Annotated in this window: 22 protein-coding genes and 1 tRNA gene; 15 read left to right on the top strand and 8 right to left on the bottom strand. The window is 68.5% G+C overall.

The window, feature by feature from the left end; translation table 11 throughout:
* Nucleotides 1–23 precede the first annotated feature (23 nt).
* Complete coding sequence (locus AC3ENO_RS07480) at nt 24–1535, bottom strand: ABC transporter substrate-binding protein (RefSeq protein WP_434970012.1); 1512 nt, start codon at nt 1533–1535, stop codon at nt 24–26.
* Nucleotides 1536–1658: 123 nt separating this feature from the next.
* Nucleotides 1659–2606 carry an alpha/beta fold hydrolase gene (locus tag AC3ENO_RS07475; RefSeq protein WP_434970011.1) on the bottom strand — a complete coding sequence of 316 codons (948 nt, stop codon included), beginning with the start codon at nt 2604–2606 and terminating at the stop codon, nt 1659–1661.
* A gap of 120 nt (nt 2607–2726) precedes the next feature.
* Between AC3ENO_RS07475 and AC3ENO_RS07470 the strand changes: the two genes are divergently transcribed.
* The gene (locus tag AC3ENO_RS07470) at nt 2727–3440 is read left to right on the top strand and encodes a tyrosine-protein phosphatase (RefSeq protein ID WP_434970010.1); all 714 of its coding nucleotides are present in this window, start codon (nt 2727–2729) and stop codon (nt 3438–3440) included.
* Here AC3ENO_RS07470 and AC3ENO_RS07465 read toward each other — a convergent pair.
* The 4 genes from AC3ENO_RS07465 to AC3ENO_RS07450 all read right to left on the bottom strand — a co-directional run bounded on the left by AC3ENO_RS07465 (nt 3430) and on the right by AC3ENO_RS07450 (nt 7570).
* Entirely contained in the window at nt 3430–3912 is a 483-nt protein-coding gene (locus AC3ENO_RS07465) for a Fe-S oxidoreductase (RefSeq protein WP_434970009.1), read from the bottom strand. The two genes, AC3ENO_RS07470 and AC3ENO_RS07465, sit on opposite strands and share 11 nt — an antisense overlap.
* Complete coding sequence (locus AC3ENO_RS07460; protein WP_434970008.1) at nt 3909–4724, bottom strand: arginase family protein; 816 nt, start codon at nt 4722–4724, stop codon at nt 3909–3911. The genes AC3ENO_RS07465 and AC3ENO_RS07460 overlap by 4 nt, the downstream gene beginning before the upstream one ends.
* 12 nt (nt 4725–4736) lie before the next feature.
* Nucleotides 4737–5477, bottom strand: a complete 741-nt coding sequence (locus AC3ENO_RS07455) for a PspA/IM30 family protein (RefSeq protein ID WP_434970007.1) — start codon at nt 5475–5477, stop codon at nt 4737–4739.
* A 92-nt stretch (nt 5478–5569) separates the two neighbouring features.
* On the bottom strand, nt 5570–7570 hold the full coding sequence (locus AC3ENO_RS07450) for a TPM domain-containing protein (protein ID WP_434970006.1): 2001 nt from the start codon (nt 7568–7570) through the stop codon (nt 5570–5572).
* 139 nt (nt 7571–7709) lie between these two features.
* On the opposite strand from AC3ENO_RS07450, the gene AC3ENO_RS07445 reads away from it, so the two are divergent.
* The 5 genes from AC3ENO_RS07445 (at nt 7710) to AC3ENO_RS07425 (ending at nt 13536) form a co-directional block, all read left to right on the top strand.
* Nucleotides 7710–8549, top strand: a complete 840-nt coding sequence (locus tag AC3ENO_RS07445) for a DUF3097 family protein (protein WP_434970095.1) — start codon at nt 7710–7712, stop codon at nt 8547–8549.
* A gap of 224 nt (nt 8550–8773) precedes the next feature.
* Nucleotides 8774–9937 (top strand): hypothetical protein, encoded by a 1164-nt coding sequence (locus AC3ENO_RS07440; protein WP_434970005.1) that lies wholly within the window; start codon nt 8774–8776, stop codon nt 9935–9937.
* An 89-nt stretch (nt 9938–10026) separates the two neighbouring features.
* On the top strand, nt 10027–10686 hold the full coding sequence (gene trmB, locus AC3ENO_RS07435) for a tRNA (guanosine(46)-N7)-methyltransferase TrmB (protein ID WP_434970094.1): 660 nt from the start codon (nt 10027–10029) through the stop codon (nt 10684–10686).
* Entirely contained in the window at nt 10683–11597 is a 915-nt protein-coding gene (locus AC3ENO_RS07430) for a CPBP family intramembrane glutamic endopeptidase (RefSeq protein WP_434970004.1), read from the top strand. The genes trmB and AC3ENO_RS07430 overlap by 4 nt, the downstream gene beginning before the upstream one ends.
* A gap of 64 nt (nt 11598–11661) precedes the next feature.
* Nucleotides 11662–13536: an alkyl/aryl-sulfatase gene (locus tag AC3ENO_RS07425; RefSeq protein WP_434970003.1), complete on the top strand. Its 1875-nt coding sequence runs from the start codon at nt 11662–11664 to the stop codon at nt 13534–13536.
* A 34-nt stretch (nt 13537–13570) separates the two neighbouring features.
* Here AC3ENO_RS07425 and AC3ENO_RS07420 read toward each other — a convergent pair whose 3' ends face one another.
* On the bottom strand, nt 13571–14803 hold the full coding sequence (locus tag AC3ENO_RS07420; RefSeq protein WP_434970002.1) for an alpha/beta hydrolase family protein: 1233 nt from the start codon (nt 14801–14803) through the stop codon (nt 13571–13573).
* A 453-nt stretch (nt 14804–15256) separates the two neighbouring features.
* Nucleotides 15257–15329, bottom strand: a tRNA-Arg gene (locus AC3ENO_RS07415).
* Nucleotides 15330–15436: 107 nt separating this feature from the next.
* Here AC3ENO_RS07415 and AC3ENO_RS07410 point away from each other — a divergent pair.
* The 9 genes from AC3ENO_RS07410 (at nt 15437) to AC3ENO_RS07370 (ending at nt 25852) form a co-directional block, all read left to right on the top strand.
* A complete protein-coding gene (locus AC3ENO_RS07410; protein WP_434970001.1) occupies nt 15437–16249 on the top strand; it encodes a transglutaminase-like domain-containing protein in 813 nt (270 codons plus the stop codon).
* Between the two features lie 134 nt (nt 16250–16383).
* Nucleotides 16384–18048, top strand: a complete 1665-nt coding sequence (gene argS / locus AC3ENO_RS07405; RefSeq protein WP_434970000.1) for an arginine--tRNA ligase — start codon at nt 16384–16386, stop codon at nt 18046–18048.
* A 3-nt stretch (nt 18049–18051) separates the two neighbouring features.
* The gene (locus AC3ENO_RS07400; RefSeq protein WP_434969999.1) at nt 18052–18882 is read left to right on the top strand and encodes an LmeA family phospholipid-binding protein; all 831 of its coding nucleotides are present in this window, start codon (nt 18052–18054) and stop codon (nt 18880–18882) included.
* 167 nt (nt 18883–19049) lie between these two features.
* The gene (locus AC3ENO_RS07395) at nt 19050–20126 is read left to right on the top strand and encodes an ABC transporter substrate-binding protein (RefSeq protein WP_434969998.1); all 1077 of its coding nucleotides are present in this window, start codon (nt 19050–19052) and stop codon (nt 20124–20126) included.
* A 69-nt stretch (nt 20127–20195) separates the two neighbouring features.
* Nucleotides 20196–21131 (top strand): nucleoside hydrolase, encoded by a 936-nt coding sequence (locus AC3ENO_RS07390; protein WP_434969997.1) that lies wholly within the window; start codon nt 20196–20198, stop codon nt 21129–21131.
* 64 nt (nt 21132–21195) lie between these two features.
* Nucleotides 21196–21936 carry a GntR family transcriptional regulator gene (locus AC3ENO_RS07385; RefSeq protein ID WP_434969996.1) on the top strand — a complete coding sequence of 247 codons (741 nt, stop codon included), beginning with the start codon at nt 21196–21198 and terminating at the stop codon, nt 21934–21936.
* On the top strand, nt 21936–22946 hold the full coding sequence (gene add / locus AC3ENO_RS07380; RefSeq protein ID WP_434969995.1) for an adenosine deaminase: 1011 nt from the start codon (nt 21936–21938) through the stop codon (nt 22944–22946). The genes AC3ENO_RS07385 and add overlap by 1 nt, the downstream gene beginning before the upstream one ends.
* A gap of 138 nt (nt 22947–23084) precedes the next feature.
* On the top strand, nt 23085–24518 hold the full coding sequence (lysA, locus tag AC3ENO_RS07375) for a diaminopimelate decarboxylase (RefSeq protein WP_434969994.1): 1434 nt from the start codon (nt 23085–23087) through the stop codon (nt 24516–24518).
* The gene (locus AC3ENO_RS07370) at nt 24515–25852 is read left to right on the top strand and encodes a homoserine dehydrogenase (RefSeq protein WP_434969993.1); all 1338 of its coding nucleotides are present in this window, start codon (nt 24515–24517) and stop codon (nt 25850–25852) included. Before lysA ends, AC3ENO_RS07370 begins: the two co-directional genes overlap by 4 nt.
* Nucleotide 25853: the final 1 nt, after the last annotated feature.

Raw genomic sequence — 25853 nt, 5'->3', positions numbered from 1 at the left:
GGGTACTCCGGTCAGCGTTCGCCTCAGCCTGCGTTCTTGGTCAGGTCCGCGAGGTTGAGTCGTTCGTTCACGTTGATGGTGGGCATTCCACTGATGCCGCTCCCGACGGCCACGATGGAGGCGCCGTTGTAAAGCCAGTCGGCGGCCGCATCCTCGGACACGATCCGGGCTGCTTCGGCCAGCAGAGCGGCTGCTTCGGCTTCGTCCGTCGCGGCGAGGGCCTCCTGGTAGAGCTCCTGGACCTCGGGGTTGTCATAGGTGAAGTAGTAGTCCGGGTTCGCCCAGTTCTCGAAGTCGCGGGCTTCGGTGTGCAAGACGAAGCTCAGGTCGTAGTCCTTGTTGATGTAGACGTCGTTGATCCAGGTCGGGAAGTCGACGCTGTTCACGGTGAGGGTGATGCCGACTTCGTTGAGGTCCGAGACCAGGATCTGCGGGATGGTCGTCGGGTAGAACGACGGGATCGTGAGGGTCAGTTCGAGGTCTTCGGCGCCCGCCTCAGCGAGCAACGCCCTCGCTGCATCGGGGTCGTACGGGGCGACGTCAGAGAGGTCCTCGTATCCGGGATCGAGTTCCGGGATCGGTCCGTACAGCGTCTGGCCCGCCCCGAAGGCATCCGTGAACGAGGTGTGGTCGATTGCCTGACGGATCGCCTGCCGCACCCGCTGATCGGCGAGGGGGCTGCCGGGGCTCTGGTTCATCGCAAGGGTGCCCTTGTCGGTTGACTGCCCCAGCACGACCTCGAAGTCGCCGCCCTCCTGGATCTGCTCGGTGAAGTTCGCATCGAATCCCGTCACGACGTCGACCTCGCCGGCCAGCGCGGCGTTGAGGGCCGCCTGCGTCTCCGGGATGTAGTCGAAGACGACTTCGGCAACCGCTGCCTTCTCACCCCAGTACGCATCGTTGCGCACCAAGGTGATCGAATCTCCCTGACGCCACGAGTCCAGCAGGAACGGTCCGGTGCCATTGGCCGCCGTCGCGTAATCGACGGTGTCGCCTTGCTTGAAGATGAGGCCGGCACGACCCGTGAGGTTCCACAGCAGGCTCGAGTCCGGCTCCGAGAGCGTCAGCGTGATCTCCTGCCCGTCGGCGGTGAGCGAGGCGACCTTCGCGAGCCGCGCGGAGTCCGCCCATTCGGGGGTGTCGCGATGCGTGGTCAGCGACCACACGACATCCTCCGGTGTGAGTGCTTGCCCATCCCCGAAGGTGACGCCCTCCCGCAGCGTGAACGTATACGTCAGGCCGTCAGGCGAAACCTCATAGTCCTCCGCGAGAACCGGCACGATCTCCTGCTCCGAGGTCCGGCCTACGAGTCCTTGGTACACGTTGTCGATCAGGATCTGATCGAGCGCCGCGCCCGCGGTCTGCCGGATGTCCAGATTGCCCGGCTCCAGCACCAGGCGAATCGCCACCGACGCGTTCGGGTCGGGCGCTGCCGTGGTGGTGGAGGCGGGGTCACTGCTGCCGGAGCACGCGGTCAGAACGAGGGCGCTCGCGGCGAGCAAGGCCGAGGCGGCCAGAGCGGTGCGGCGGAACATGGGAGTCCTTTCCGGGGGGCATCCGCGGCGAAGGAGGGGGCTCGCGGAGCGCGAAGGGGATCTGCGGTAGATAACTCTAGGGTCCGGGGGCTGTGTTCCCCTCATCGGGAAGCGAACGTAACGTCATCGTTGTGCGCCGGCGCGCAGCTGTGCGACGGTCGCGGCAAGCGCCGTCGGCGCCTCCTCATGCACGTTGTGACCGGTGTCCAGCGCCACGACGACGGCGTCGGGGCGACGTCGCGTGAACTCCTCCGCGTCGGTGGCGGTCACGAAACCCCGCTCGCCCCGGACCAGGGCGAGCGGGGCCGCCACGGCGGCGACATCCTCCCACCCATCGGCGGTAAGGATCTCGGCGAGTGCATCCTGCCGGGCATCGACCTGGGCGGCGAGTTCCGGAGCATCGGCGAGGGCGGCAGCGAGGTGCGCGAAGTGATGCTTCCACTCCACCCGACCGTCTTCGCGTATGCGTGAGTTCAGCCAGACGCCGCGCTCGACCTTCTCCCGCGTCCCGCCGCCCAGACCAAAGGCCATCGCCCGCTCGACCAACTCGTCACGGCTGGCCCAGTCGGTGGGTCCGGCGAAAAAGGCGCGGATCTGCGCTGCTCCGGCGTTCGGATCGATGCCCGGCGTGATGTCGATCACGATCACCTGCGCCACGGCGTCGGGGACAGATGCGGCAACGGCCGCGGCCGTGAGGCCTCCCAACGAGTGACCCACGATCAGCTGCGGCTGCGAGGTCCATGCCGCCAGCCCGGCTGCGACGTCGGGGGCGAGAGTCCTCGCCGTGTAGGCGGCGTCGGGTCGCCATGACGAGTCGCCGTGGCCCGGAAGATCGATCGCGAGCGCGGGAAGCCCCAGCGCCAGGATGGTGGAGTCCCACGTGTGGGCGTTCAAACCGGCACCGTGGACGAAGGTGACCTCGGGCGCGGCATCGCCGAACCGCAGCGCACTCAGGGTCCGTCCGTCATCGAGCGTGAGGGTGAGGCGCTCCACCCGGGGAAGAACCTCGGATGCGCCAACGCTTCGCGCATCCATGGCCAGGAAGCGGAATTCGTCGTCGGGAGTGGTCATTGCCGTCCATCCTCGGTCGCCTGCGCAGATGCATCCATTGTGGACCCTTGCGCGGCGACCGCCGATGGGCGGGGGAGGAGCGCCTCCCGGGGCGGTGCGACGGCGATAGGGTGGAGGGACGTGAGCACACTCGACATTCCCGGCGCGGTCAACTTCCGGGACACCGGCGGTCTGCCCGCCGGCGCCGGCATCACTCGGATGGGCGTGCTCTACCGGTCGGGCAACCTGGCCAGGCTCGACGACAGTGGTGTCGGACAATTCGCACGTCTCGGCATCCGCCGGGTGATCGACCTGCGTGACGATGCGGAGGTCGCGAGCGCTCCGAGCCGTATCGCCGAGAGCGACCTCGTCGTGCAGCGAGTCCCGCTCTTCCTCGGTTCCGTGGCGTCGTTCTTCGTCGAGGATGTTCCCCTCTCCGAGATGTACCGACGGCTCGTGGAGGATTCGGCGTCACGGGTCGTCGACGTCGTCCGTGGAATCATCGCCGATCAGCCGGTACTGGTCCACTGCACCGTCGGGAAGGACCGGACCGGGGTGACGGTGGCTGTCGCCTTGGCGGCGGCAGGGGTCGACCGCCGCGCCGTCATCGCCGACTACGCGCGGACCGAGGGGCTGTTGCCCCCCTCACGAAACCGGGATGTCATCGCGCGTATCCGACAGTTCTACCCGGATGCCGTCAACCTCGAGGAACTTGCGACCAGGTCGCCGGCGGACGTGATGGCGAGGTTGCTGGACAGCCTTGACGCGGCGTACGGATCTCCCCGCGACTACCTGCATGCCCACGGCATGACAGACGACGAGGTCGAGGAGTTGGCTGCGGTGCTCATCGAGTGATCGTGCGGCGGGCGCGACGGCGGGGGATGTAGTTCCCGTCCTCGAGGCCCGCCTCGATCTCGAAGCGGTTCCGGAGCGGGTTGCGCCCCGAAAGCTGGTACAGCAGCGGCATGAGCAGGCCGTACCGGCGCCACTGGCGCACATGCACGAGTTCGTGCCGCAGGACTCGGGGGCCGTCATTGTCGGCGGTGAGATAGCAGGCACCGACGCAGACGCCGCCTCGGGGAAAGGTCCACCGAGGCATGCCGCGGAAGACATAGACCACGACGCCGTCGGCGCCGCGATGGCGCGTCACCCGGCCCGTGCTCCAGAGCAGACCCCACGCGAACCCGACGGCGGTGCCGACCGTGGCGCCGGCGCGGGAGAACACCGAGTCGAGGAACGGCAGCCAGCGATCCACCCGTCGCCCCCGCGCGAGGGCGCGCTCTGCTGCCGCCTCCCATCCGGGCGGTGGAGCCGGGATCGGACTCACGCCACGGCCCCGAGCAGGCGCAAGATCGTGGGCATGTCCTCGATGGCAGCATCCGCGGGAGACGGTGAGAACTCCGCGACGGTTGCGCCCACGAGGGGGAAGCGGTCGCGCACCGCCCTGACGGCGCTGATCACGGCGGCGGCATCCGGACCGAACGGCACCGGGAACGAGAGCCCCGTGATCACGGACGGATCGAAGACGTCCAGGTCGATGTGCAGATACACCCTGCTCGCTCCGGTGGCTGCGACCGCGGTCACGAGAGCTGCGGGATCGGCGAGGTCGCCGGGTGGGACGACCCGGATTGCCCGCTCGTCGAGGAACTGCCGCTCGGCGTCGTCGATGTCCCGGACCCCTGCCAGCACGACTCTCTCGGCGGCCAGGGCGCCGGGCGGGAGACGAAGCCGGTCGGAGCCCTCGCCCAGCGCGGCGCGCAGAACCATCCCGTGGAAGGCGCCGCTCGGCGAGCTCTCCGGCGTGTGCAGGTCGGCGTGGGCGTCGAGCCACACGAGCGCGACATCCTCGGCAGCCACCGCCTCGAGGGCGCCGAGGCTCACCCCGCAGTCCCCGCCGATCACGACGACAGGCTCGGTTCGACTCGCGACCGCGTCGCGGACCAGATCGCGGATCCGGGCCAGCGAACTCGCGCGGCGGATGCCGCTGTCCAGGCTCTCACCGGCTTCGACCGGCAACTCGAGACGAGTGCAGGCCGAAGCCGGGAGATCGGCCGCGATCGCCTCCGCGCCGTCGATGAGTTGCATCGCGCGGGCCGAGCCCGAACCCTGCCACTGCGGGGCGATGACGAAGTGAGCCATGAGGTGATGCGGTCAGCCCTCGATCGCGGGCTTGACGGGGGAGCCGCCGGACTTCAGCGCCGCCAGCCGCGCCTCGACCTCCGTGAGCTCGCCGAGGTCCTCGAGGCTCTCGAACTGCGCATCGAGGCTCGACGCCGCGAGCTCCGTCTTGCCCTGGGCGATCGCCTCCTGGCGACGCACCTTCTCCTCGAAGCGGCCGAGTTCGCTCGTCGGGTCGAGAACGTCGATCGACTTCACGGCATCCACGACCTTGGTCTGCGCTTCGGCGGTCTTCTGACGCGCGACCAGCTCGGCCGACTTGGCCTTGAGCTGCTCGAGCTTTTGCTTCATGCCGTTGAGGCCGTCCTTGAGCTTGCCCACGACCTCGGTCTGCGACGCGATCTGCGGAGCGGCAGCCTTCGCCGAGTTCTCGGCCGCGATCTGACGCTGCAGCGCGACCTTTGCGAGGTTGTCGAACTTGTCGGCATCCACGGGGTCACCCGCAGCGCGGAACTCGTCGGCCTTGCGGCTTGCGGCGAGCGCCTTGTTGCCCCACTCGGCAGCCGACTGCAGGTCTTCCTGGTGGTCGCGCTCGAGGAGGCGCAGGTTGCCGATCGTCTCGGCGATCGCCGCTTCGGCGTCGGCGATGTTGTTGGTGTAGTCGCGCACGAGCTGATCGAGCATCTTCTGCGGGTCCTCGGCCTGGTCGAGCATCGCATTGATGTTCGCCTTCACGAGGGTGGAGATGCGTCCGAAGATGGACTGCTTTGCCATCGGGGTGTCCTTCCTGCTGGGTGTGGGTGAAGCTGGGTGTATCGAGTGCTGAGTCTTCAGAGGTGCTGCCCGGTGAACGTCGATGTGGCGGGCTAGAACCGGCCTCCGCCGCGGCGTCCGCGGGTGCCGCCCCCGCCGAAGCTGCCGGGACCGCGTCCGCCCCCGAAGCCGCCGCCGATGCCTCCGCCGCGCCGCGAGCTGCCGCCGCCGAACCCCCCGAATCCGCCGCGGGGCGCGCCGCCCCCCAACAGCGAGTTGATCACGATTCCGCCGAGTATTGCGCCCATCATCCCGTCCGAGCCGGCGCGCGTGGGGGCGCCACCGTATCCGCCGCTGAAAGCGCCGACGTCGCGTTGGGCGGCGTGGATCGCCTGCGCGGCGAGGTGATCGGCACGCTGCGCATGGGCAAGCGCGCCGGTCGGGTCGGAGGTCTGTTGCCGGGTCGCGGCGGCGAGGCTTGCACGAGCTTCGGCCAGTCGCGTGCGCGCTTCCGCTCCCACGGCACCACGGCGTGCCGCGATGAAATCCTCGGCGGCCGAGATCTGAGCGCTCGCCTGCATCGTGACCTGCGCGAGCATCTGTTGGGCGCGCTGGGCCTGCGCCTGCGCATCCCGTGCGTGCTGGAGGACCGCGTCGATCTCGGCATCCGCGGACTCGAGCATCTGCAGGGCCGCCAGCGGGCGCTGCTGGGGCGCGTTCAGCAGCGCCCGTGCGGACGCGATCTGCTGCGCGGTGCCTGCCGCGACGCCCGCCAAGCGGCCATCGGGGTCGGGCAGAGCGCGCGCGGTTGCCACATCCGCCTCGAGTTGCGCGATGAGGGACTGTGCGCGGGTGGTCGCGCCGCGCAGGTCGCTCGCGAGGGTGTCGATCGCGCGCTCCAGCTGCAGCGCCTGGGCGACGGCGTCTTCGGCGGCACGGATGCTGACAGCGGCCTCCGACGATCGGCCGGCATCGAGGGCGCTGCGCGCGGTCGCGAGCGCGGCGTCTGCGAACACGATCCGCTCCCGAATCTGCTCCGGATTGTCGGCCACCGTGGCGATGGCGTCCGGATGGAATGCCGCGGCCAGTTCCTGGCGACGGCGATCGGCATCCGCGATGCGAGCGAACGCCTCCTCGCGGTCCCGAGCGACGCGCTCGAGCGCCTGGGGAGCGTTGCGCTCGAGCTCGCGAAGCGCGTCGAAGTGCGCGGCCTTCTCGTCGAGCGCGGCGTTCGCGCTGTCGCACAGCTCCAGGATGCGCAGGTTCCACTCCCGGATCTGGGCGTCCGTGTCGGGTTGCCCGTCATCGAGCTTCTGCTGAAGCGAGAAGGCTTCGGCAAGGCTCGCGGTCGCCGTCTCGAGGGCCTTCTCGAACTCGACCGCGGCGGCGTCACCGAACTGGGCGCGCGCGAAACCGAGCTCCTGCTCGCTCGTCGTGATCGCATCATCGGTGGCGACCAGCGCCGACGCCGCGCGCCGTGCCAGTTCCCCGAGATCCATCGCGTGCACGTCCGGTGCGCGCGTGCGCCGCGAGCGCACGACGAGCCAGATCACGAGCGCCGCGACCCCGGCGATCACCACGATCACCAGGAGCACCAGGAGCACCGTGAAGAACCCGCCGAAACCCGACCCTCCGGCCAGCGCTGCCTCGAAGCCGTCCGCTGCCGTGGTCACCGCGCCCAGGTAGTCCCCAGCGCTCAGGAATGGCTTGATGTCGGCCTCGATGGCCAGGAGCTGATCCTCGCTGAGGGGCCCCGCGGTATCGGCTGAGATGTAGAACTGACGGGATTCGGTCGCAGCGGCGAAGATGTACTGGCTCGGCCCGAGTCCGTTGGCCGCAGCGACGGCATCCGCCCATTCCTGGCTGTTCGAGGGGTTTGTGAACTCGTCGGCGAACACGACGTAGAGGTCGACTCCGGTCGTGTCGTAGAGCTCGGTCAGGCGAGCGTTCGCCGCGGCCTCGTCGGCTGCGCTCAGCGCGCCGACCTCGTCCAGGACATAGCCGGAGCCGAGCGTGACCGGGTCGGTGGCAGCGGCCGGGGCGGCGGTGAACGCCAGCGCGACCGCCGCCGCGCATGCGCTCACGAACGCCCCGAACGACCATCGACTCGGCATCGATTCCCCTCCCGGTGCGCGACAGCCTGCGCCCCTCGATCCTATTGAGGCGGTGAGGTCGCGCGGAAGCGCTCCGCGGGGCACACCGGATCCTCACAGCCTGCGACATAGGGTGAATGCCCGAAAGGCAGGTGCGGTGGTGGACGATCGCTACGGAACGGATGTGCTCGACAGCGGCTGGCGCGGTCACGGCCGGTCTGAGAGTCCGCGTGTCCCGGCCGAGCGTGGACTCGTCGTCGAGGTCCAAGCCGACGGATTCTGCGGCGCCGTGACGCAGTCGGATGCGGCGACGGTCGAGCTCGAGGATCGGCGGGGAGCGAGGCGCCGATTCGCCCTCGGGCCGGGGTTCCTCATCGACGGCGCGCACGTCGTGCTCGTGCCGCACCGTCCCGCGCCGTCGCGGACTCCCGCCCGAACCGCCTCCGGTTCCTTCGCTGCTCCCCAGGCCCGTGCGCGCGTGGCGCGCGCCAGCCGGATCCTGGTCGAAGGGCGCCACGATGCGGAGCTCGTGGAAAAGGTCTGGGGCGACGACCTGCGTGCGGAGGGCGTGGTCGTCGAGTATCTCGAGGGCGTCGACCGCCTGGCCGCTCTCCTCGACGAGGAACCTCCGTCCGAGCGGCGCCGCTACGGCATCCTCCTGGATCATCTCGTCCCGGGGTCCAAGGAGTCACGGATCGCTGACGGGATCGCGCGCGGGCGGCACGGCGCCCACCTGTTGATCGTCGGCCACCCCGAGATCGATGTCTGGCAGTGCGTCCGGCCCGCAGCGCTCGGACTGCGGGAGTGGCCCACCGTTCCCCGCGGCACAGACATCAAGGTGGGCACGTGCCGCGCGTTGGGCTGGCCGCATGAGTCCGCGGCGGATCTGAGTCGGGCCTGGCGGCGGATCCTCGGGGCGGTTCACACCTACCGCGATCTCGAGCCGAGTCTTCTGGGGCGCGTGGAGGAGCTCATCGACTACGTCACCGCCTCGCACTGATCCGCTCCGGCGGACCCGGCTGCACCGCTTCGGGGTCGGGGCCTGGCATACTGGGGGAAGGCGTTCTCGCCTCCTTTTGTGTGCGCGGAAGGTCAGCAGTGGTTCCCACCTCTCGACAGGATGTCGCGCTCTCCGCAGGGAGAGCCCCCTCCTCCCGGGGATGGCGAGGAGTTCCTCGTGCCCTCAGCACCTGGCTCGCCGATCTCACGTCGCCGCGCGTCGGCGTGGAACCGATCGCACCCGGCACCCTCACCAAGGTCGTCGGGATCTGGGCGATCGGACGCGCGGTCAACATGGGCCTGCTGTGGATGTTCTTCGAGATCTCGCGCCTCGCAGACCTCGGTTTCGGTCCTTTCGGCATCCACGTACGCAGCTTCCTCACCTTCCTCACCGGCTGGGACGCCGACCACTACCTCAATATCGCGCGCACCGGATACCCGATCCGACTGCCGATGGAAGAGGGGATCGTCCAGACCAACGACTGGGCGTTCCTCCCCGTCCTCCCGCTGCTCGAGCGGGTGGGTTCGGATCTGACGGGAGTCGACGAGGGCATCATCGGCGTCATCGTCAGCATCGCCGCGAGCCTGGGCGCCACGCTCGTGCTCTTCCTGCTGCTGCGTCGGGTGACGACCCCGCAGGCCGCGTGGTGGGGTGTCGTCCTCTTCACGTTCGCGCCGCTGTCGTTCGTGTTCGTGCTCGCCTACGCCGAGTCGCTGTTCCTTCTGTTGATCTTCACGGCGCTCCTACTCGCCATCCGGCGCCAATACCTGCTCATCCTGCCGGTCGGGGTGCTCGCGGCGTACACACGTCCCGGTGTCCTCGCTCTGGCACTGGGCCTGGGAATCGTCTTCGTCGTGCGGTGGATGCAGCACCGCACCGACCCGTTCCCCTGGACGCAGCGGCTGAGTCTTGCCGCGAGCGGCCTCGCGATCGCGGCTGCCGGCCTGTCGTGGACCTACATCGCCGATGCCGTCACGGGCATTCCTCACGCCTACGTGCGCACCGAGACCGCCTGGTGGATTCCTCTCGTCGGCACCGGTGACTTCGTCCCGCTCACGCCGTGGTTCCGGTTCTTCGGCACCTACCTCAACGTCTTCGGCATTCTCGTCGTGCTGGCCATCATGGCGGCCTTCGCCTGGTGGATGTTCTCGAAGCCGACTCGCAAGCTCGGCCTCGTGATCGTCGCGTACGCAGCCAGCTACGGTCTGTACCTGTTCGGAGTCTTCCTGCCGCAGCAGAGCACGTTCCGCCTCATGATGCCGCTGTCGCCGCTGCTGGGTGACGAACGTTTCTCGTCGACGCAGCATCGCCGCCAATGGCTCCTGCTCGGGTGCCTGGCCCTCCAGGTCGTCGCCGTGTTCCTGCTGTGGACCATCGGGTATCCGTGAGCGGTCGGGCACCCGCGGTGACGACTGCCGAGAACGCCTCGACGGGTTTTCGTCAGCAGCCCGTGTCTTTCGTCCGCCGAAGCGGCAGGATGTCGGAAGCGCAGCAGCGCGCGTGGGCCGAGGTCAGTCCCCGGATGCTGATTCCCGTCGAGCGGGATGCCGCATCCACGAGCATCCGGGAAGGGTCGACCATCGACCCCGCAGCCGTGTGGGGTCGCACGGCGCCGCTGGTCGTTGAGATCGGATCGGGCCAGGGACACGCGATCGTGCACGGGGCGTCAGCCCGTCCCGACGCGAACTTCCTGGCCATCGAGGTCTTCCGGGCGGGCCTCGCGCGGACGATGCTCGATGCCGACCGGGCCGGCCTTACCAACCTTCGACTCGTCGAGGGCAACGCTCCGGAGGTGCTCGAGTATCTCCTGCCGTCGGCATCCGTCGATGAGCTCTGGGTCTTCTTCCCCGACCCGTGGCACAAGAAGAAGCACACCAAGCGCCGGCTGGTCACCACCGAGTTCGCCGCGCTCGCGGCATCCGTGCTGCGCCCTGACGGGGTGCTGCGTCTTGCGACGGACTGGCAGGACTACGCCGACCAGATGCGGTCGGTCATGGATGCAGCACCTGGCGTCGTGCGCGCGTTCGAGGGCGAGTGGGCAGAGCGTTACGAGGGTCGGGTGCTGACGGCCTTCGAGCGTAAGGGCGTGCGCGCGGGACGCGAGATCCGCGACCTGACCTATCGGCGAACCCCGTGAGTGTCGGTTCCCCTGCCGGGCACGGCGTCACGGCCCGGCTTCCTGCGATCTCGTGGTCGATCGTGCCGGCCGGGTTCGTCGTCCTGGCGGCGCCGGCGTTCTTCGTCGCCCTGATCCCTTGGCTGGGGTGGACGCTGCTGGCGGCCGGGATGATCGCCGCCGTCCTCGTCGAGCGGTTCGCGCCCGCGCCGTCGCGCCCGACGGTGCGCGCGGGCTCCCGCCGGGAGACGGCCTGGGTCGTGTCCCGGCCCCCGTCGATCGTCCGCGACCTGTCGCTCATCGCGATCGGGATGCTCATCGTCAGCGCGATCCCGCTCAAGGCTGAGCTCGACAACCTCGCCATCCTCCGCTTCGCTCTCGCCCTCGGGGGAGCTGTCGCGGTCCCTTACCTGATCTCACGGTTCGTGTACCGGGATCGGGCGATCGGCTTTCCGTGGCGCGGCGGCGGGCGGTGGACGTGGTTTCAATGGACGTGGCTTGTCGCCGTCCTCGTGCTCGGCTGGCTCATCCTGCCGTTCTACTTCATCACCTCCGGCGTCTACCTCAACTGGCCAGTCGTCGACACCCCCGACCTCATCGCGCGCCTGTTCGTCGGGGTCGGCGCGGTCGGGATCTGGGATGAGCTCTTCTTCATCTGCACCGTGTTCGTCCTGCTGTTGCGCCACCTGCATCCGGTCACCGCGAACCTGCTGCAGGCTGTCGTGTTCGTCTCGTTCCTGTGGGAGCTCGGCTACCAGGCGTGGGGACCGCTGCTGACCATCCCGTTCGCGTTGCTACAGGGGTACATCTTCCTCGTGACGCGGTCACTCGCCTACGTCGTCACGGTGCATCTGCTCTTCGACGCGGTCGTGTTCGCCGTGCTCGTGCACGCCCACAACCCCGGGCTGTTCGACGGGTTCTTCCTGGTCTGAACCCCGTGGCCGGCTACGCCATTCGCCCCTTGTGCCGGTCGGACACCTCATCCACGCTGAGTCCATGACCGACCTCCTCGATCCGGCACCGGCCATCGTCGATGCTCATGCGCTCGCCCTGAACACCCTGCCGTTCGCTGATGATCGGGACGTGGTTGCCGCGGAGCGCGGCTTCCTCGGCACGCTCGATCCGCTCGTGATCACGGATGCCGATGGCGGCGTCGTCTGGGACGGGGAGAGTTACGCCTTCGTGCAGGGCGAGCCTCCGGCATCCGTGCACCCGAGTCTGTGGCGTCAGTCCACGCTTGCCTCGCGGCACGGTCTGTTCGAAGTCGTGCCCGGGATCTATCAGGTGCGCGGGTTCGACCTCTCGAACATCACGTTCGTCGAGGGGGACACCGGGATCATCGTCATCGACCCGCTGATCTCCAGCGAGACAGCCGCCGCGGCACTCGCCCTGTACCGGCAGCACCGCGGTGCGCGTCCCGTGGTCGCGGTCATCTACACCCACAGTCACGTCGATCACTTCGGCGGTGTCTTCGGCGTGACCTCCCAGCAGGAGGTGGACTCCGGCGCGGTGCAGGTCATCGCCCCCGAGGGACTCGTGGCGCACGCGGTGGCAGAGAACGTCTATGCCGGGACGGCGATGGGGCGTCGCGCAGGTTACATGTATGGAGCGGTGCTGGCCCGGGGACCTCGGGGGCAGGTCGGCACGGGCCTCGGACAGACGACCTCGACCGGTTCGGTCGGGCTCATCGTCCCGACCCTCGACATCCGTGAGACAGGCGAACGGCACACGATCGACGGAATCGAGATCGAGTTCCAGATGGCCCCGGGCACCGAGGCGCCAGCCGAGATGCACTTCTCCTTCCCGCGTTTCCGTGCCCTGTGCATGGCCGAGAACGCGACCCACAACCTCCACAACATCCTCACACTGCGCGGCGCGCTCGTGCGCGACCCGCACGTGTGGTCGCAGTACCTCACGGAGGCGATCGAGCGGTGGGGCGACGCGTCCGATGTCGTCTTCGCCTCCCACCACTGGCCGACCTGGGGCCGCGACGAGATCGTCGAGTTCCTCTCGACCCAGCGGGACCTGTACGCCTATCTGCACGACCAGACCGTGCGCATGCTCAATCAGGGGATGACCGGCGCGGAGATCGCTGAGGTCATCCAGCTGCCCCCGGCGCTGGAGAACGCGTGGAACGCTCGGGGCTACTACGGGTCGGTCAGCCACAACGTCAAGGCGATCTACCAGCGCTACATGGGCTGGTTCGACGGGAACCCGGCACGGCTGTGGCCCCATCCTCCCGAGGCGCTGGCCGAGCGCTACGTCGAGGCCATCGGGGGAGTCGATCGTGTCATCGAGCGTGCGCAGATGGCGTACGACGAGGGTGATTTTCGGTGGGCGGCGACCCTGCTCGATCATGCGGTCTTCGTCGATCCCGAGCACACTGCGGTACGGGAGCTGTACGCGGCGACGCTTCGTCAGCTCGGCTACGGCTCCGAGAACGGCCCGTGGCGCAACTTCTTCCTCTCCGGTGCCACCGAGCTGACCGAGGGCAATTTCGGCACTCCGACCAGTCCCAACGCGCCCTCGATCGTCGCGCAGCTCTCGCCCGAGCAGCTCCTGGACTCGCTCGCGGTGTCGGTCGACGGTCCGGCGGCATGGGATCTGGACCTTGCCCTGGATCTCGTGTTCACCGACCTGGACGCCACCTACCGTGTGACGCTGCGAAACGGCGTGCTCGTCTACCGACGTCGGCCCGAACCGACGGATGCTCCTCTCGTGCTGCGGATGTCGAAGCTTCGCCTGCTCGCGTTGCTCGGGGGCGACAGGTCGAGCCCCGGTATCGAGTCGGACGGAGACGGGAGGGTGTTCGAGCAGCTGGCCGGCGTACTGCAGCCGGGTGACCCGGCTTTCGACATCGTGCTGCCCTGAGGGGCGCGCCTTCGCCGTTCGCGGCGCGGGCTCCTCAGCGCCCGAGGCGCACGTCGAGCCAGTCGAACATGCGCTCGTCGGTGAGCAGGCGCGCCAGCGGCTGGCAGTGGTAGTCCGCGCCCTCGTCTGCCGTGAACGGTTGCAGCGTCCCGTTCGGCACCATCTGCGCCAGTTGCTCGGACTGACCCGGCCAGAACTGCTCCTTCTCGGGGGAGGTGATCAGCAGGGGAGTGGTGATGCGCGCCGCGTCCTCGTCCGAGAGGCGGTACGTCATCATCTCGACGATCGTGTCGTACGGGCTGTCCTTGCCGTAGGGCCGCGCGCGGAACTTCCATAGGCGGGAGACGGATGCCGAGTAGTGCATCGCAAGCCGCATCCCGTGGTCGAACTTCTCCTTCTCGCCCTTCTCGACCAGCGCGAGCTCGCTCTTGGGGAAGTGCGCGAGCCAGGACTGCGACACGTCGACGACGCCCGGGTCGGCGACGGCCGCAGCGATCCGATGCTCGAACGCCAGCGCCCGGGGGAGCCAGTATCCGGCCTGGCTGATGCCGTACGCCGCGAGGCGGGCGGCATCCACGTCGGCCCGGGCGACGAGCGTGTCGACGACCGGTGTGAGCACGGCCTCCCAGTCGTGCCGGAACGGGATGTTGCGATCGAAGAGCATCGACTGTTGGCCCGGACCGTCGAACATGAACACGTTGTAGCCGCGTCGTAGTCCCCCCAGGCCCCCCGTCGCCCACATGCCACTGATGGCGCCGTCGCTCCCGTTGACGAGGATGAGCGTCGGCAGAGGACCGGGTCCGTCGGATGCGGCGAAGAAGTATCCCGGCATCGTCTCGTCGCCGTAGGGGACCTCGACGCGCTCGGCGCGATACGGAGCGCGGTCGACGAATGCGTCCCAGGCGGAGCGGTGGGCTCGGAACGCCGTGTGGAGGCGGTCGTCGTCGCCCAGCGCCGCGGCCGCGTTCACCGCGACAGCGAACGCGTTCGCGCAGCGCAGGTACGCGGATGCTGCGCTCACCCGGTGTCCGGCAGCATCGCTCCCCTCGGCCTGCGTACGAAGACGCGCACCCAGGGCCGACCACGCCGAGAACCACGCCTCGTGGTCGCCATCCTTGACGTCGACGATCGTGCGCAGTACCTCACCCGCATCCGCGCCGCCGTACGGGGCCATACCGAGCTGGATGCGGACGTCGAAGTCGAAGTCCTCGCTGTAGAAGCCCGTCTCGAAGACGTCGTGTGCGTGCCGGCCGAAGAGGTGAGCCATGGTTTCTCCCCGAGTGTTGTCGTGGGCAGGCTATCGACGCGGTGGCGGCAGCGGAAGGGCTACCGCCACTCCACGCGCCGCTTCGCGTCGCGCGGAGCCTCGGGCGGTGGGGGCCCGCCTGGTGGTGGGTGTAGAGATTGAGAGAGGGACCGCCCCTCCGGGACGGCCCCTCTCTCAATAACGTGCCCCCGCGCCCTACCGCCACTCCACGCGCCGCTTCGCGTCGCGCGGAGCCTCGGGCGGTGGGGGCCCGCCTGGTGGTGGGTGTAGAGATTGAGAGAGGGACCGCCCCTCCGGGACGATCCCTCTCTCAATAACGTGCCCCCGCGCCCTACCGCCACTCCACGCGCCGCTTCGCGTCGCGCGGAGCCTCCGGCGGCAGGGGCCCGCCCGACGGGTGGTGTAGATATCGAGAAAGGGACCGCCCTTCGGACGGCCCCTTTCTCGATATCGTGCCCCCGACAGGAATCGAACCTGCGACCTTTGGTACCGGAAACCAACGCTCTATCCCCTGAGCTACGGAGGCGCACCGATCGAGGTTACCACCGCGGACCCAGCCCTCTCTGACGGCGCGGCGGACGGGCCCTCGAGGCGCGTCATCCCGAGGTCATCGCAGCATGCGAGGATACTCCGGTGCAGCGCATCGTGACCGCCGAACTCGACCTGGAACTGGCCGCGTCGATCGACCTCATCTTCCAGATCACGGCGGCCCAGTACACACCCGTCGTGACTGAGAATCTGACGTTCTCGCAGGGCGAGCGCGTGTACACCCCGATCGAGATCATCGACCAGACCGGCAGCCGGCTTCACCGGTTCCGGGGCGAGCCGGGCGCGCTGGCCGTGCGCTATGACGCCGTCGTCGACGCGCAGCCCACCTCGCGCCCGACGAGCGACCTCGAGGCCGTCACGTACCTGCGTCCGAGCCGCTACGCGCAGTCCGACGAGGTCTTCTCGCAGGCGCGCCGGCAGTTCCGGGGCCTCGCGGGCGCCGAGCTCGTCGCTGCCGTCACCGACTTCGTGGCCGGCGCCGTCGCCTATACGCCCGGCTTGAGCCTCGGGACGGATTCGGCGGTCACGACCCTCATGACCGGCCAGGGAGTGTGCCGCGACTTCGCGCATCTCGTGATCGCGCTCCTGCGGGCCATGGATGTGCCAGCGCGGTACACCGCCTGCTACGCCCCGGGCCTGGAGCCGATGGACTTCCACGCCGTCGCCGAGGCCTATCTCGACGGGACCTGGTACGTCATCGATGCGACGCGATTGGCGGACCGCCGGTCCCTCGTGCGCATCGCGACGGGCCGGGATGCCGCCGACTGCGCGTTCCTGAGCTACCACGGCGGAAACCTCACCCTCGACCGGATGCGCGTGGACGCCTGGGTCGCCCCCACCGAAGCCCCCGCCCCCACCGCGCCCGACGACTTCACGTCCCTCGTCCAGCTCGCCTGAACGCGAACCAGCCCGCGCACGGCGAACCAGCCCGCGGACGCGGCTGCTTCGCCGTCGCGGGGCTTGTTGGCTGGTCCTGTGCTGCTGCGACGACGGATGGGGCAGGCGCGCGGCGCGCCTAGACTGGTTCGGCCATGAATCCCGAAGCCCTCTCCGCCGCCCTGCTCGCCGTCATCACGCCCCTGGCGGAGGCGCGACGCGCGGGTTCGGCATCCGATCTCACCGCCGCCGACCTGCCACTGGAGCGTCCCAAGAACCGCGATCACGGTGACTGGGCCTCCAACGCCGCACTCAAGCTCGCGAAGAGCATCGGCGCCAACCCGCGGGAGCTTGCGGCGGAGATCGCGGCCGGACTCGAGCAGGTCGAGGGGATCGCGAGCGTCGAGGTCGCCGGCCCCGGATTCATCAACATTCGACTGGATGCCGCAGCCGCGGGTTCGCTCGCGAAGACGATCGTCGACGCGGGTGCCGCGTTCGGGACCTCTGACGTGCTCGACGGTCAGATCATCAACCTGGAGTTCGTGTCGGCGAACCCGACAGGACCGATCCATATCGGCGGCACCCGGTGGGCGGCAGTCGGCGACGCCCTTGCCCGCATTCTCGCCTCCCAGGGCGCACGCGTGACGCGGGAGTACTACTTCAACGATCACGGCGCCCAGATCGACCGGTTCGCCAGGAGCCTCGTCGCCGCGGCCGAGGGGCGCCCGGCGCCCGAGGACGGATACGGCGGGGCATACATCGCCGACATCGCGGCGCGAGTGACGGATGCCTACGACGGCGATCTCGGTGCGCTGGATGCCGAGGCCAAGCAGGAGGCGTTCCGAGAGCTCGGCGTCGGGTTCATGTTCGACGAGATCAAGCAGAGCCTGCACGAGTTCGGTGTCGATTTCGACGTGTACTTCCACGAGAACGATCTGCACGCGTCCGGCGCGGTCACCCGCGCCGTCGACCGGCTGCGCGATCTCGGCCACATCTACGAGGCAGACGGTGCCATCTGGCTGCGCTCGACCGACTTCGGCGACGACAAAGACCGCGTCGTCATCAAGAGCGACGGTCAGCCTGCCTACATCTCCGGCGACCTGGCGTACTACCTCGACAAGCGCGAGCGGGGCTTCAACCGCTGCATCATCATGCTCGGCGCCGATCACCACGGTTACGTCAAGCGCCTCATGGCGATGTGCGCAGCGTTCGGCGACGAGCCGTACGTGAACCTGCAGATCCTCATCGGCCAGATGGTGAACCTGCTGCGCGAGGGCCAGCCGGTGCGGATGTCCAAGCGTGCCGGAACGGTCGTGACGCTGGAGGACCTCGTCGAGGCAGTCGGGGTGGATGCTGCCCGCTACGCCCTCACCCGGAGTTCGGCGGACTCGAACCTCGACATCGACCTGGACATCCTGCAGAAGCGGACGAACGACAACCCCGTCTTCTACGTGCAGTACGCGCACGCCCGCACGCACAACGTCGGTCGCAACGCTGCCGCGGCAGGCGTCGACCGCAGCGTGTTCGCGCCCGAGACGCTGACCCACGAGACCGAGTCGGCGCTGTTGGGCGCGCTGCAGGAGTTCCCCCGAACCGTCGCGTTCGCCGCAGAGGTGCGGGAGCCTCACCGGATCGCCCGCTACCTCGAAGAGCTCGCGGGGCTCTATCACCGCTGGTACGACAACTGCCGCGTGATCCCGCTCGGCGACGATCCCATCGAGCCCGTGCACCAGACGCGGTTGTGGCTCAACGACGCCACCGGCCAGGTGCTGCGCAACGGACTGACGCTGCTGGGCGTCGGCGCCCCCGAACGGATGTAACCCATGACGGATGCCGAACACCCGACCGACCCGCTGCCGGACCTGCGCGCGGGGTGGGTGCTCGCGGTTCCCGAAGAGCCGAAGAAGCGTCGCCGGGTGTGGCCGTGGCTCGTTGCCGCTGCGGCGGTGGTCATCGTCGTCGTGGTGGCCGTCGTCATCGTCGAGACCGTCGTGCGATCGAACATCGAGTCGGGCATCGCCAGCCAGGTACGGACGGGTCTGGAACTGCCCGCCGATCAGCCCGTCGACGTGTCGATCGAGGGACCGCTCACCCTTCAGCTGCTTACGGGGAGCCTCGACGACCTCCGGCTCTCTTCCGATGACGTCCCGCTCGGTCCGACAACGGCGGACGTCGAGGTCACGCTGCGCGGCGTCAGCACGACCGCTCCGTATACGGTCGGGGTCGGAGCTGCCACCGTGACCCTGGACCAGAGCCAGGTCGCCGCACTCACCGACAGCGTCGCCCAGATCGACATCCTCGAGCTCGCACTCGAAGACCCGGCGATCGTCGTCGGTACCGAGCTCTCGCTGTTCGGATTCGGCATCCCGGTCTCGCTGTCGCTGGTGCCCAGCGCGCAGGCGGGGGAGCTCGTGCTTCGTCCCGAGAGCCTTCAGGTCAGCGGCCTGGCCGTCACCGCGGACGGTGTGAGGCGGCAGTTCGGGACGATTGCCGACCCGATCCTGCAGGACTGGCAGATCTGCGTCGCACAGTACCTGCCGGCCGGGGCGACGCTCACGGCAGCATCCGTCACGGACGATCACCTTGTCGCCACCTTCGACATTGACGGCCGGATGCTTGACGACGCGACGCTGCAGCAGAACGGCACCTGCTGACCAGCGCCGCACGCTGTGTATCGGCCGTCGGATGCCTACAGATGTCAGACAACCGATATCTGAAATCAGATGGAAACTTTCCGGATGACGGGACGAAATGCTGGCTGCCTAGCTTCATGGTGTCGGCACATCCGTGTCGGTCCCCTCGATCCCGGAGTCAGCTCGTCATGACAACCCTGTTCTCACCCGGCCGCGCTCGTCACGCCGTCGGATTCGCCGCCCTACTGACCGGCCTACTCGCCCTTGCCGCGTGTTCCTCCGAAGCCCCGGGGGCCTCAGCCTCGGCATCCGCTGATCCGAACGCCCAGACCGAGCCGGTATCGGTCCAACTCAGTTGGATCTTCAACGAAGAGTTCGCCGGGGAGTACTTCGCGGAAACCAGCGGCTACTACGCCGAGGCGGGGCTCGGTCCCGTCCAGCTCGTTCCCGGACCCTCCGCAGGTGTGCCCGAACTCATCAGCGGAACGGCGGATGTCGCGTTCAGCGACGCCGTGACCATCGGCGCCGCGGTTGCCCGCGAGCAGGCGCCCTTGAAGATCCTCGGCGCCGTGTTCCAACAGAACCCGTTCGCGGTGCTCTCGTTGAAGGAAGGGGCCGATATCGCGACGCCGCAAGACATGATCGGCAAGCGCATCGGCGTTCAAGATGGCAACTCCGCGCTGTTCTCCGCACTGCTCGCGGCGAACGGAATCGGCGCCGACGAGGTCACGGTCGTGCCCGTGCAGTTCGATCCGGCGCCGCTCGTGAACGGCGACGTCGACGGATTCATCGCCTACCTCACGAACGAGCCGCTCGTGTTGGAAGCCCAGGGCATCACGACGACGACGCTCCCCTTCGCGACCAACGGGCTGCCGTTCGTTGCAAAGACGATCACCGCCGCCGACGAGACAATCGCCGAGAACCGGGAAATGCTGAAGTCCTTCCTTCGTGCCGAGATCCAGGGGTGGGCTGATGCGCTGGGAAACGTCGACGAGACCGTGCGTCTGGTCACGGAGCAGTTCGGTGTTGACCTTGACCTTGACCCCGTCGCCGTGCGCGCCGGGGCCGAGGCGCAGAACACGCTCGTCGTGTCGGACGAGACGGTTGCCAACGGCCTGTTCACCATCAGCCCAGAGCTCCAGGAGCGTACCCTCGCGAGCCTGTCCGCCGCAGGGATCGAGGTCGCGGCTGACGATCTGTTCGATCTGACCCTGCTCGCCGAGGTGTACGCCGAGTTCCCTGAGCTCGTCGCGCTCGGCTCCTGACCCTCCTGATGGGCTGCGCCGTTGCGCGCAGCCCATCATCAGAGACAACCACCGAGAAAGGGGCCGTCAATGACAGTTCGCATGATCATCGACACCGACACCGCGCAGGATGATGCCTTCGCGCTGCTGATCGGACTGCGCGACCCGCGCGCGCAGCTGGAGGCCGTCACGATCAACTACGGCAACGTCGCGTTCGACCAGATGGTCGAGAACGCTCTCTATACGATCGAGGTAGCGGGCCGCGGGGGCGAGGTGCCCGTCTACGAGGGGGCGCGGCTACCGCTGCTGGCCCCCGTCGATGATTCCTCGTACGTGCACGGTGCCGACGGGTTCGGTGGGGCGGGCTTTCCCCGAGCCCAGCAGCGCCCCGAACCCGAGAATGCCGTCACTGCTCTGCTCCGTCTCGTCGCCGGCAACCCCGGACAGTTCACGATCATCGCCCAGGCGCCGCTGACCAACCTCGCGCTCGCTGCCGCCGCGGATCGACGCTTCGCCGGGAACGTCAAAGAACTCGTCATCATGGGGGGGACGAATAACGCCGCGGGCAACATCACAGCAGCCGCTGAGGCCAATTTCTGGCATGACCCCGAGGCCGCCGCGATCGTGCTCCGGGCAGGCTTTCGCACGACGCTCGTCCCCTGGGATCTCGTGATGCGTCAGGGCGTGTTCGGTCCGGACAAGCTGCAGCGCATCGAGAGCTTGGATACGCCGGCATCCCGGTTCTTCGTTCGAGCGAACCGCGGCACTCTCGCCTACAACAAGAAGGCCCACGGGATGGATGGAAGTACCCACCCGGACTCCATCGCGGTCGCGATCGCCGTGGAGCCGCGGATCGTAACGAAGGCGAGCGACTACTATGTGGACGTCGAGACCGCGCGCGGAATCGCAACCGGCTACTGCTTGGTCGACTCGGTCCGTCGATCCGGTCGCGAGCCGAATGCGCGCGTGATCGAGGAGATCGACGAGGATCTGTTCTTCCAGACCATGATCGGCGTCCTCTCATGACCTCCCCGACCTCGCTGGGGGGAGGATTGTGACCGCCGAGACGCTTGTGAGGAGAGATGGCCGTATGACCCTCGAGCCGTTGTCTCTCACCGTCGGCCAACCTCTGCGTGTCGCGGTGTACAACAGCATTTCCCGAGCAATCCGCAACGGGACATACCCCCTCGGGTCCGTGCTGCCCAGCGATGCAGAGTTCTGCACAGCTCTGGGTGTGAGCCGACCAGTCGTGCGCGAGGCGATGCTGCTCCTCGAAGAGGACCGCTTGATTTCGACGCGTCGCGGTGTCGGTCGCTTCGTCAGCGACGCGATTCCCGGGATCGGCCTCGAGCGCGTACGCGGACTCGAGCTCTTGCTCGGCGAATCCGTCGGCGCCATCACGGTGGATCGGATCAGCCACGAAGTGCAGCCGGCATCTGATCTGCTCAGTCAGGCGCTAGCACTCGATCCGTCTGCTGCCGTGTGGACGTGGGAGTCTGTACTGCGGCGGACGGGAAACGAGCTCGCACTCACGTTCGAGGCTGTTCCTGCCGCCAGTTCTGCGTTCCCGGACCCCGGAACAGACACCATGCCCGAAGCCACCGCGTTGACTCGGCTTCTCGCCTCCGTCGACCCGTCCCATGTATCGAGTGCCTGCGATATCTCCGTGGGCGTTCTCGGTGAGCACCGCGCCAAGGCGCTCGGAGCAGACCCCGACACCAGCGCCCTGATTCTCACGCAGCATGTTTCCTATCGCGGTACGACTGTGCTCTATGCCAAAGACGTCATTCTGCCTGCGGCCGGCACCATCTCACTCCAGCAGAGCGCGTGATGGCGGGTGCGCCTCTCCTGATCAACCTGCACTCGCACCTCGAAGGGCGGGTGCGGCCGAGCACGGCGGCAGGGATCGCGCGCAAACTCGGGCTGCCGGATGCCGACCGCGACTGGACTGCGGCGCTGCAACTGGACGGTCCCGCAGACCTCACCACGTACCTCGTGAAGGTTGTCGCGACCTTCCCGTTCTTCTCGCGCCTCGACCTGCTCGAGCGGATCACGCGGGAAGCCGTCGAAGACGCTGCCGCCGATGGTGAGGAGCACCTCGAACTGCGGTTCGGTCCCGCCTCGCACGCCTCGACGCTCGCTGAGTTGGATGCCGTGATCGCTGCAATGTGCGCGGGAATCGTAGCGGGCATGGCGGACACCGGGATTTCCGCCGGCGTCGTCGTTGCCGCTTTGCGGAGCGACCCGACCGAGGTGAATGAGGCGGTGGCCCGGGCCGCCGCTCGTGCGGCCGGGACCGGTGTCGTCGGATTCGATCTTGCCGGCGACGAACTGCTCTTCCCCGATCTCGAGCGCTATCGGGACGCGTTCGCGATCGCGCGCAGCGCGGGCCTGGGCATCACATGCCACGCTGCCGAGGCGGCATCCGGGCGCGCGGCTCAGCAGGCCGTGGAGCTCCTGGGTGCCACACGGATCGGCCACGGTGCGCGCATCGCCGAGGAACCGAACCTCATCGGCTGGTTCGTCGAGCGCGAAATCGCGATCGAAGTGTGTCCAACCTCGAACGTCTACACGGGTGCTGTGTCGTCGATGGCGTCCCACCCCGCGGCGCAATTCGCCCGCGCCGGTGCCCGCGTCGTCCTCGGCGATGACAATCCACGCCAGACCGGCTCGCTGCTGTCGAGCGAAGTCGCCGTGTTGCGCGAGGACCTCGGGTTCGATGACGCCATGATCGCGGCGCTGGAGCGGCACAGCGTGGACGCGGCGTTCGTCGCAGACGGCGTACGACAGGGCTGGCGGAGCCGACTGGACACCCCGACGGAACAGCGCGCGGAGGCCTGAGCGTGCCGGCCGGCGGATTCCCGGGCGAGGATACCCGGTGCCCTAGACTGACCGGAGTGTCTCGGCGCGTGCGCTGACCGCCCGGGGCCTGCTCGCGCCGCTTGTTCGGCGCCGAAGACTTCACCGATTGGCTTCTGCGTGTCCGCCCACCCGACTTCCACCCCGCCCCTGCCGGCGTGGCTGGACGTGCCGTCGGATCCCAACGACCTCGTCGATGGCGTGTGGCCGACGGATGCCGCGCGCGATGCTGACGGCGATCTGATCATCGGGGGAGTGACCGCATCCGCGCTGGCCCGGGAGTACGGCACGCCGCTGTACGTCGTCGACGAGGACGAGGTCCGCTCCCACGCGCGACGCGCGCGCGAGGCGTTCGAATCCGCCGCCGCGCGGCACGGTGTCGCCGCCCGTGTCTATTACGCCGGAAAGGCATTCCTGAGCACCGAGGTGGTGCGGTGGGTCACGGATGCGGGCCTCGCTGTCGATGTGGCCAGCGGCGGCGAGTTGGCTGTCGCTCTAGCCGCGGGAGCAGACCCGGGTCGGATCGGACTGCACGGCAACAACAAGAGCATCGCCGAACTCGAGCGCGCCGTCGCGAGCGGTGTGGGCTCGATCGTCGTCGACAGCTTCCAGGAGATCGAGCGCCTCGCCGCCATCGTCGCTGCCGCGGGGACCGTGCAGGACGTGCTGCTGCGCGTCAACAGCGGTGTCCACGCCGAGACCCACGACTTCCTCGCAACGGCGCACGAGGACCAGAAGTTCGGATTCACCCTGGCCGACGCGGTTCGCGCCGCTGCGCTCGTGCGGAATGCGGAGGGCCTGCGGCTGGTCGGACTGCATTGCCACATCGGCTCGCAGATTTTCGGCACCGCCGGTTTCGCCGAATCCGCCGCACGCATCGTGTCCCTCTATGCAGATCTGCTGGCGCCGTCCGACGCGGATGCCGCGCAGGACATGCGGGTACTCAATCTCGGCGGCGGGTTCGGGATCGCCTACACGCGCGCTGATCGGCCGACGGCGATCGAGACCCTCGCCGACGGCATCGTGGATGCTGTCGCGGCCGAGTGCGCCGAGCGGGGCGTGCGCATGCCGGATCTTGCCTTCGAGCCGGGGCGGGCCATCGTCGGCCAGGCGGGGGTCACCCTCTACACCGTGGGGACGACCAAGGCGGTTGCGCTCGAGGGTGGCCTCGAGCGCCTCTACGTGAGCGTCGACGGTGGGATGAGCGACAACGCGCGTCCCGCCCTGTATGGCGCGAACTACAGTGCTCGGCTCGCCGCGCGCGTCAGCGACGCGCCGCCGCAACTGGTGAGGGTGGTCGGGAAGCACTGCGAGTCCGGGGACATCGTCGTCGATGCGGAGTACCTGCCCGCCGATGTCGAGCCCGGCGACCTCCTGGCCGTGCCCGCGACAGGCGCGTACTGCTTCTCGCTCGCCAGCAACTACAACTTCCTGCCTCGCCCCGCCGTCGTGGCGGTTCGAGACGGGCGAGCGCGCGTGATCGTGCGCGGTGAGACCCTCGATGACCTGCTGGCGCGTGATGCCGGCATCCCCCCGACCGAAAGGACGGCATGACCGACTACCGCCGCCTGCGAGTCGCGCTGCTCGGCGCTGGAGCTGTCGGCTCCCAGGTCGCCGCGCTGCTGCGTCAGCACGCCGATGAACTGGCAGATCGCGCCGGAGCGCGCCTGGAACTGGTGGGCATCGCCGTGCGCAACCCGGATGCACCTCGTGAGGCGGACCTGCCGCGCGAGCTGTTCACGACGGATGCCGAGACGCTGATCCTCGGCGCCGACATCGTGATCGAGCTGATGGGCGGGATCGAACCGGCCCGTACCCATGTGCTGCAGGCGATCGGGTCCGGCGCGGATGTCGTCACAGCGAACAAAGCGCTGCTGGCCACCCACGGCCCCGAGATCTTCGAGGCCGCCGATCAGGTCGGCGCCCAGGTGTACTACGAGGCTGCCGCCGCGGGGGCGATTCCCATCATCCGGCCGCTACGCGACTCGCTCGCCGGCGACCGGGTGCAGCGCATCATGGGGATCGTCAACGGAACGACCAACTACATCCTCGACCGCATGGACACCGAGGGCGCGGACTTCGGCGATGTGTTGGCGCAGGCGCAGGCCCTGGGCTATGCCGAGGCTGACCCCACCGCCGACGTCGAAGGATACGACGCGGCGCAGAAGGCGGCGATCCTCGCGAGCCTCGCGTTCCACACGTCGGTGCCGCTGGAGGCGGTGCACCGTGAGGGCATCACCACGATCGACAAGCCCATGATGGATGCGGCACGCAAGGCCGGCTACGTCATCAAGCTCCTCGCCGTGTGCGAGCGGGTGGCAAACGGCTCCGGCGACGCCATCTCGGTGCGGGTGTACCCCGCGCTCGTGCCCCGCGAGCATCCCCTTGCAAGTGTGCACGGGGCCAACAACGCCGTCTTCGTGCAGGCCGAGGCCGCCGGAAACCTGATGTTCTACGGCGCCGGCGCCGGGGGCGTGCAGACAGCATCCGCCGTGCTCGGCGATGTGGTCTCGGCCGCGCGCCGTCACATCGCCGGCGGCGTCGGAGTGGGGGAGTCCACCCGCGCGAATCTGCCGATCCTGCCGATCGGGCACGTGACCACGCAGTACCAGATCACGCTCGAGGTCGCCGATGAGCCCGGCGTCCTTGCGACAGTCGCCGGCATCCTGAGCGAGGGTCGCGTCTCGATCGCGACAGTCGAGCAGACGGTCGCTGAGGCATCCGTCGATCCGCTCGCGCGGGTGATGGCGGATCCGACGGGCGTGGCCCGTCTCGTGATCGGAACCCATAAGGCCTTGGAGCAAGACCTCAGCGAGACGGTGGCACGCCTCGCTGACAGTGACGTCGTGGACCGGGTCGTCTCGGTCCTGCGAGTAGAAGGAGATTGAC

The organism is Microbacterium sp. bgisy207, from assembly GCF_057706855.1.
Note: the sequence above shows the minus strand (reverse complement) of the source record. Positions and strands in the feature narration are given on the sequence as shown.

What these genes read in the sequence shown, in the direction of transcription:
- AC3ENO_RS07480 (WP_434970012.1), bottom strand. Translation starts at nt 1,535, where the DNA reads ATGTTCCGCCGCACCGCTCTGGCCGCCTCGGCCTTGCTCGCCGCGAGC.
- trmB (WP_434970094.1), top strand. Translation starts at nt 10,027, where the DNA reads ATGTCGGAAGCGCAGCAGCGCGCGTGGGCCGAGGTCAGTCCCCGGATG.
- AC3ENO_RS07395 (WP_434969998.1), top strand. Translation starts at nt 19,050, where the DNA reads ATGACAACCCTGTTCTCACCCGGCCGCGCTCGTCACGCCGTCGGATTC.
- AC3ENO_RS07420 (WP_434970002.1), bottom strand. Translation starts at nt 14,803, where the DNA reads ATGGCTCACCTCTTCGGCCGGCACGCACACGACGTCTTCGAGACGGGC.
- AC3ENO_RS07370 (WP_434969993.1), top strand. Translation starts at nt 24,515, where the DNA reads ATGACCGACTACCGCCGCCTGCGAGTCGCGCTGCTCGGCGCTGGAGCT.
- AC3ENO_RS07390 (WP_434969997.1), top strand. Translation starts at nt 20,196, where the DNA reads ATGACAGTTCGCATGATCATCGACACCGACACCGCGCAGGATGATGCC.
- AC3ENO_RS07450 (WP_434970006.1), bottom strand. Translation starts at nt 7,570, where the DNA reads ATGCCGAGTCGATGGTCGTTCGGGGCGTTCGTGAGCGCATGCGCGGCG.
- argS (WP_434970000.1), top strand. Translation starts at nt 16,384, where the DNA reads ATGAATCCCGAAGCCCTCTCCGCCGCCCTGCTCGCCGTCATCACGCCC.
- add (WP_434969995.1), top strand. Translation starts at nt 21,936, where the DNA reads ATGGCGGGTGCGCCTCTCCTGATCAACCTGCACTCGCACCTCGAAGGG.
- AC3ENO_RS07460 (WP_434970008.1), bottom strand. Translation starts at nt 4,724, where the DNA reads ATGGCTCACTTCGTCATCGCCCCGCAGTGGCAGGGTTCGGGCTCGGCC.
- AC3ENO_RS07455 (WP_434970007.1), bottom strand. Translation starts at nt 5,477, where the DNA reads ATGGCAAAGCAGTCCATCTTCGGACGCATCTCCACCCTCGTGAAGGCG.
- AC3ENO_RS07385 (WP_434969996.1), top strand. Translation starts at nt 21,196, where the DNA reads ATGACCCTCGAGCCGTTGTCTCTCACCGTCGGCCAACCTCTGCGTGTC.
- AC3ENO_RS07475 (WP_434970011.1), bottom strand. Translation starts at nt 2,606, where the DNA reads ATGACCACTCCCGACGACGAATTCCGCTTCCTGGCCATGGATGCGCGA.
- AC3ENO_RS07400 (WP_434969999.1), top strand. Translation starts at nt 18,052, where the DNA reads ATGACGGATGCCGAACACCCGACCGACCCGCTGCCGGACCTGCGCGCG.
- AC3ENO_RS07425 (WP_434970003.1), top strand. Translation starts at nt 11,662, where the DNA reads ATGACCGACCTCCTCGATCCGGCACCGGCCATCGTCGATGCTCATGCG.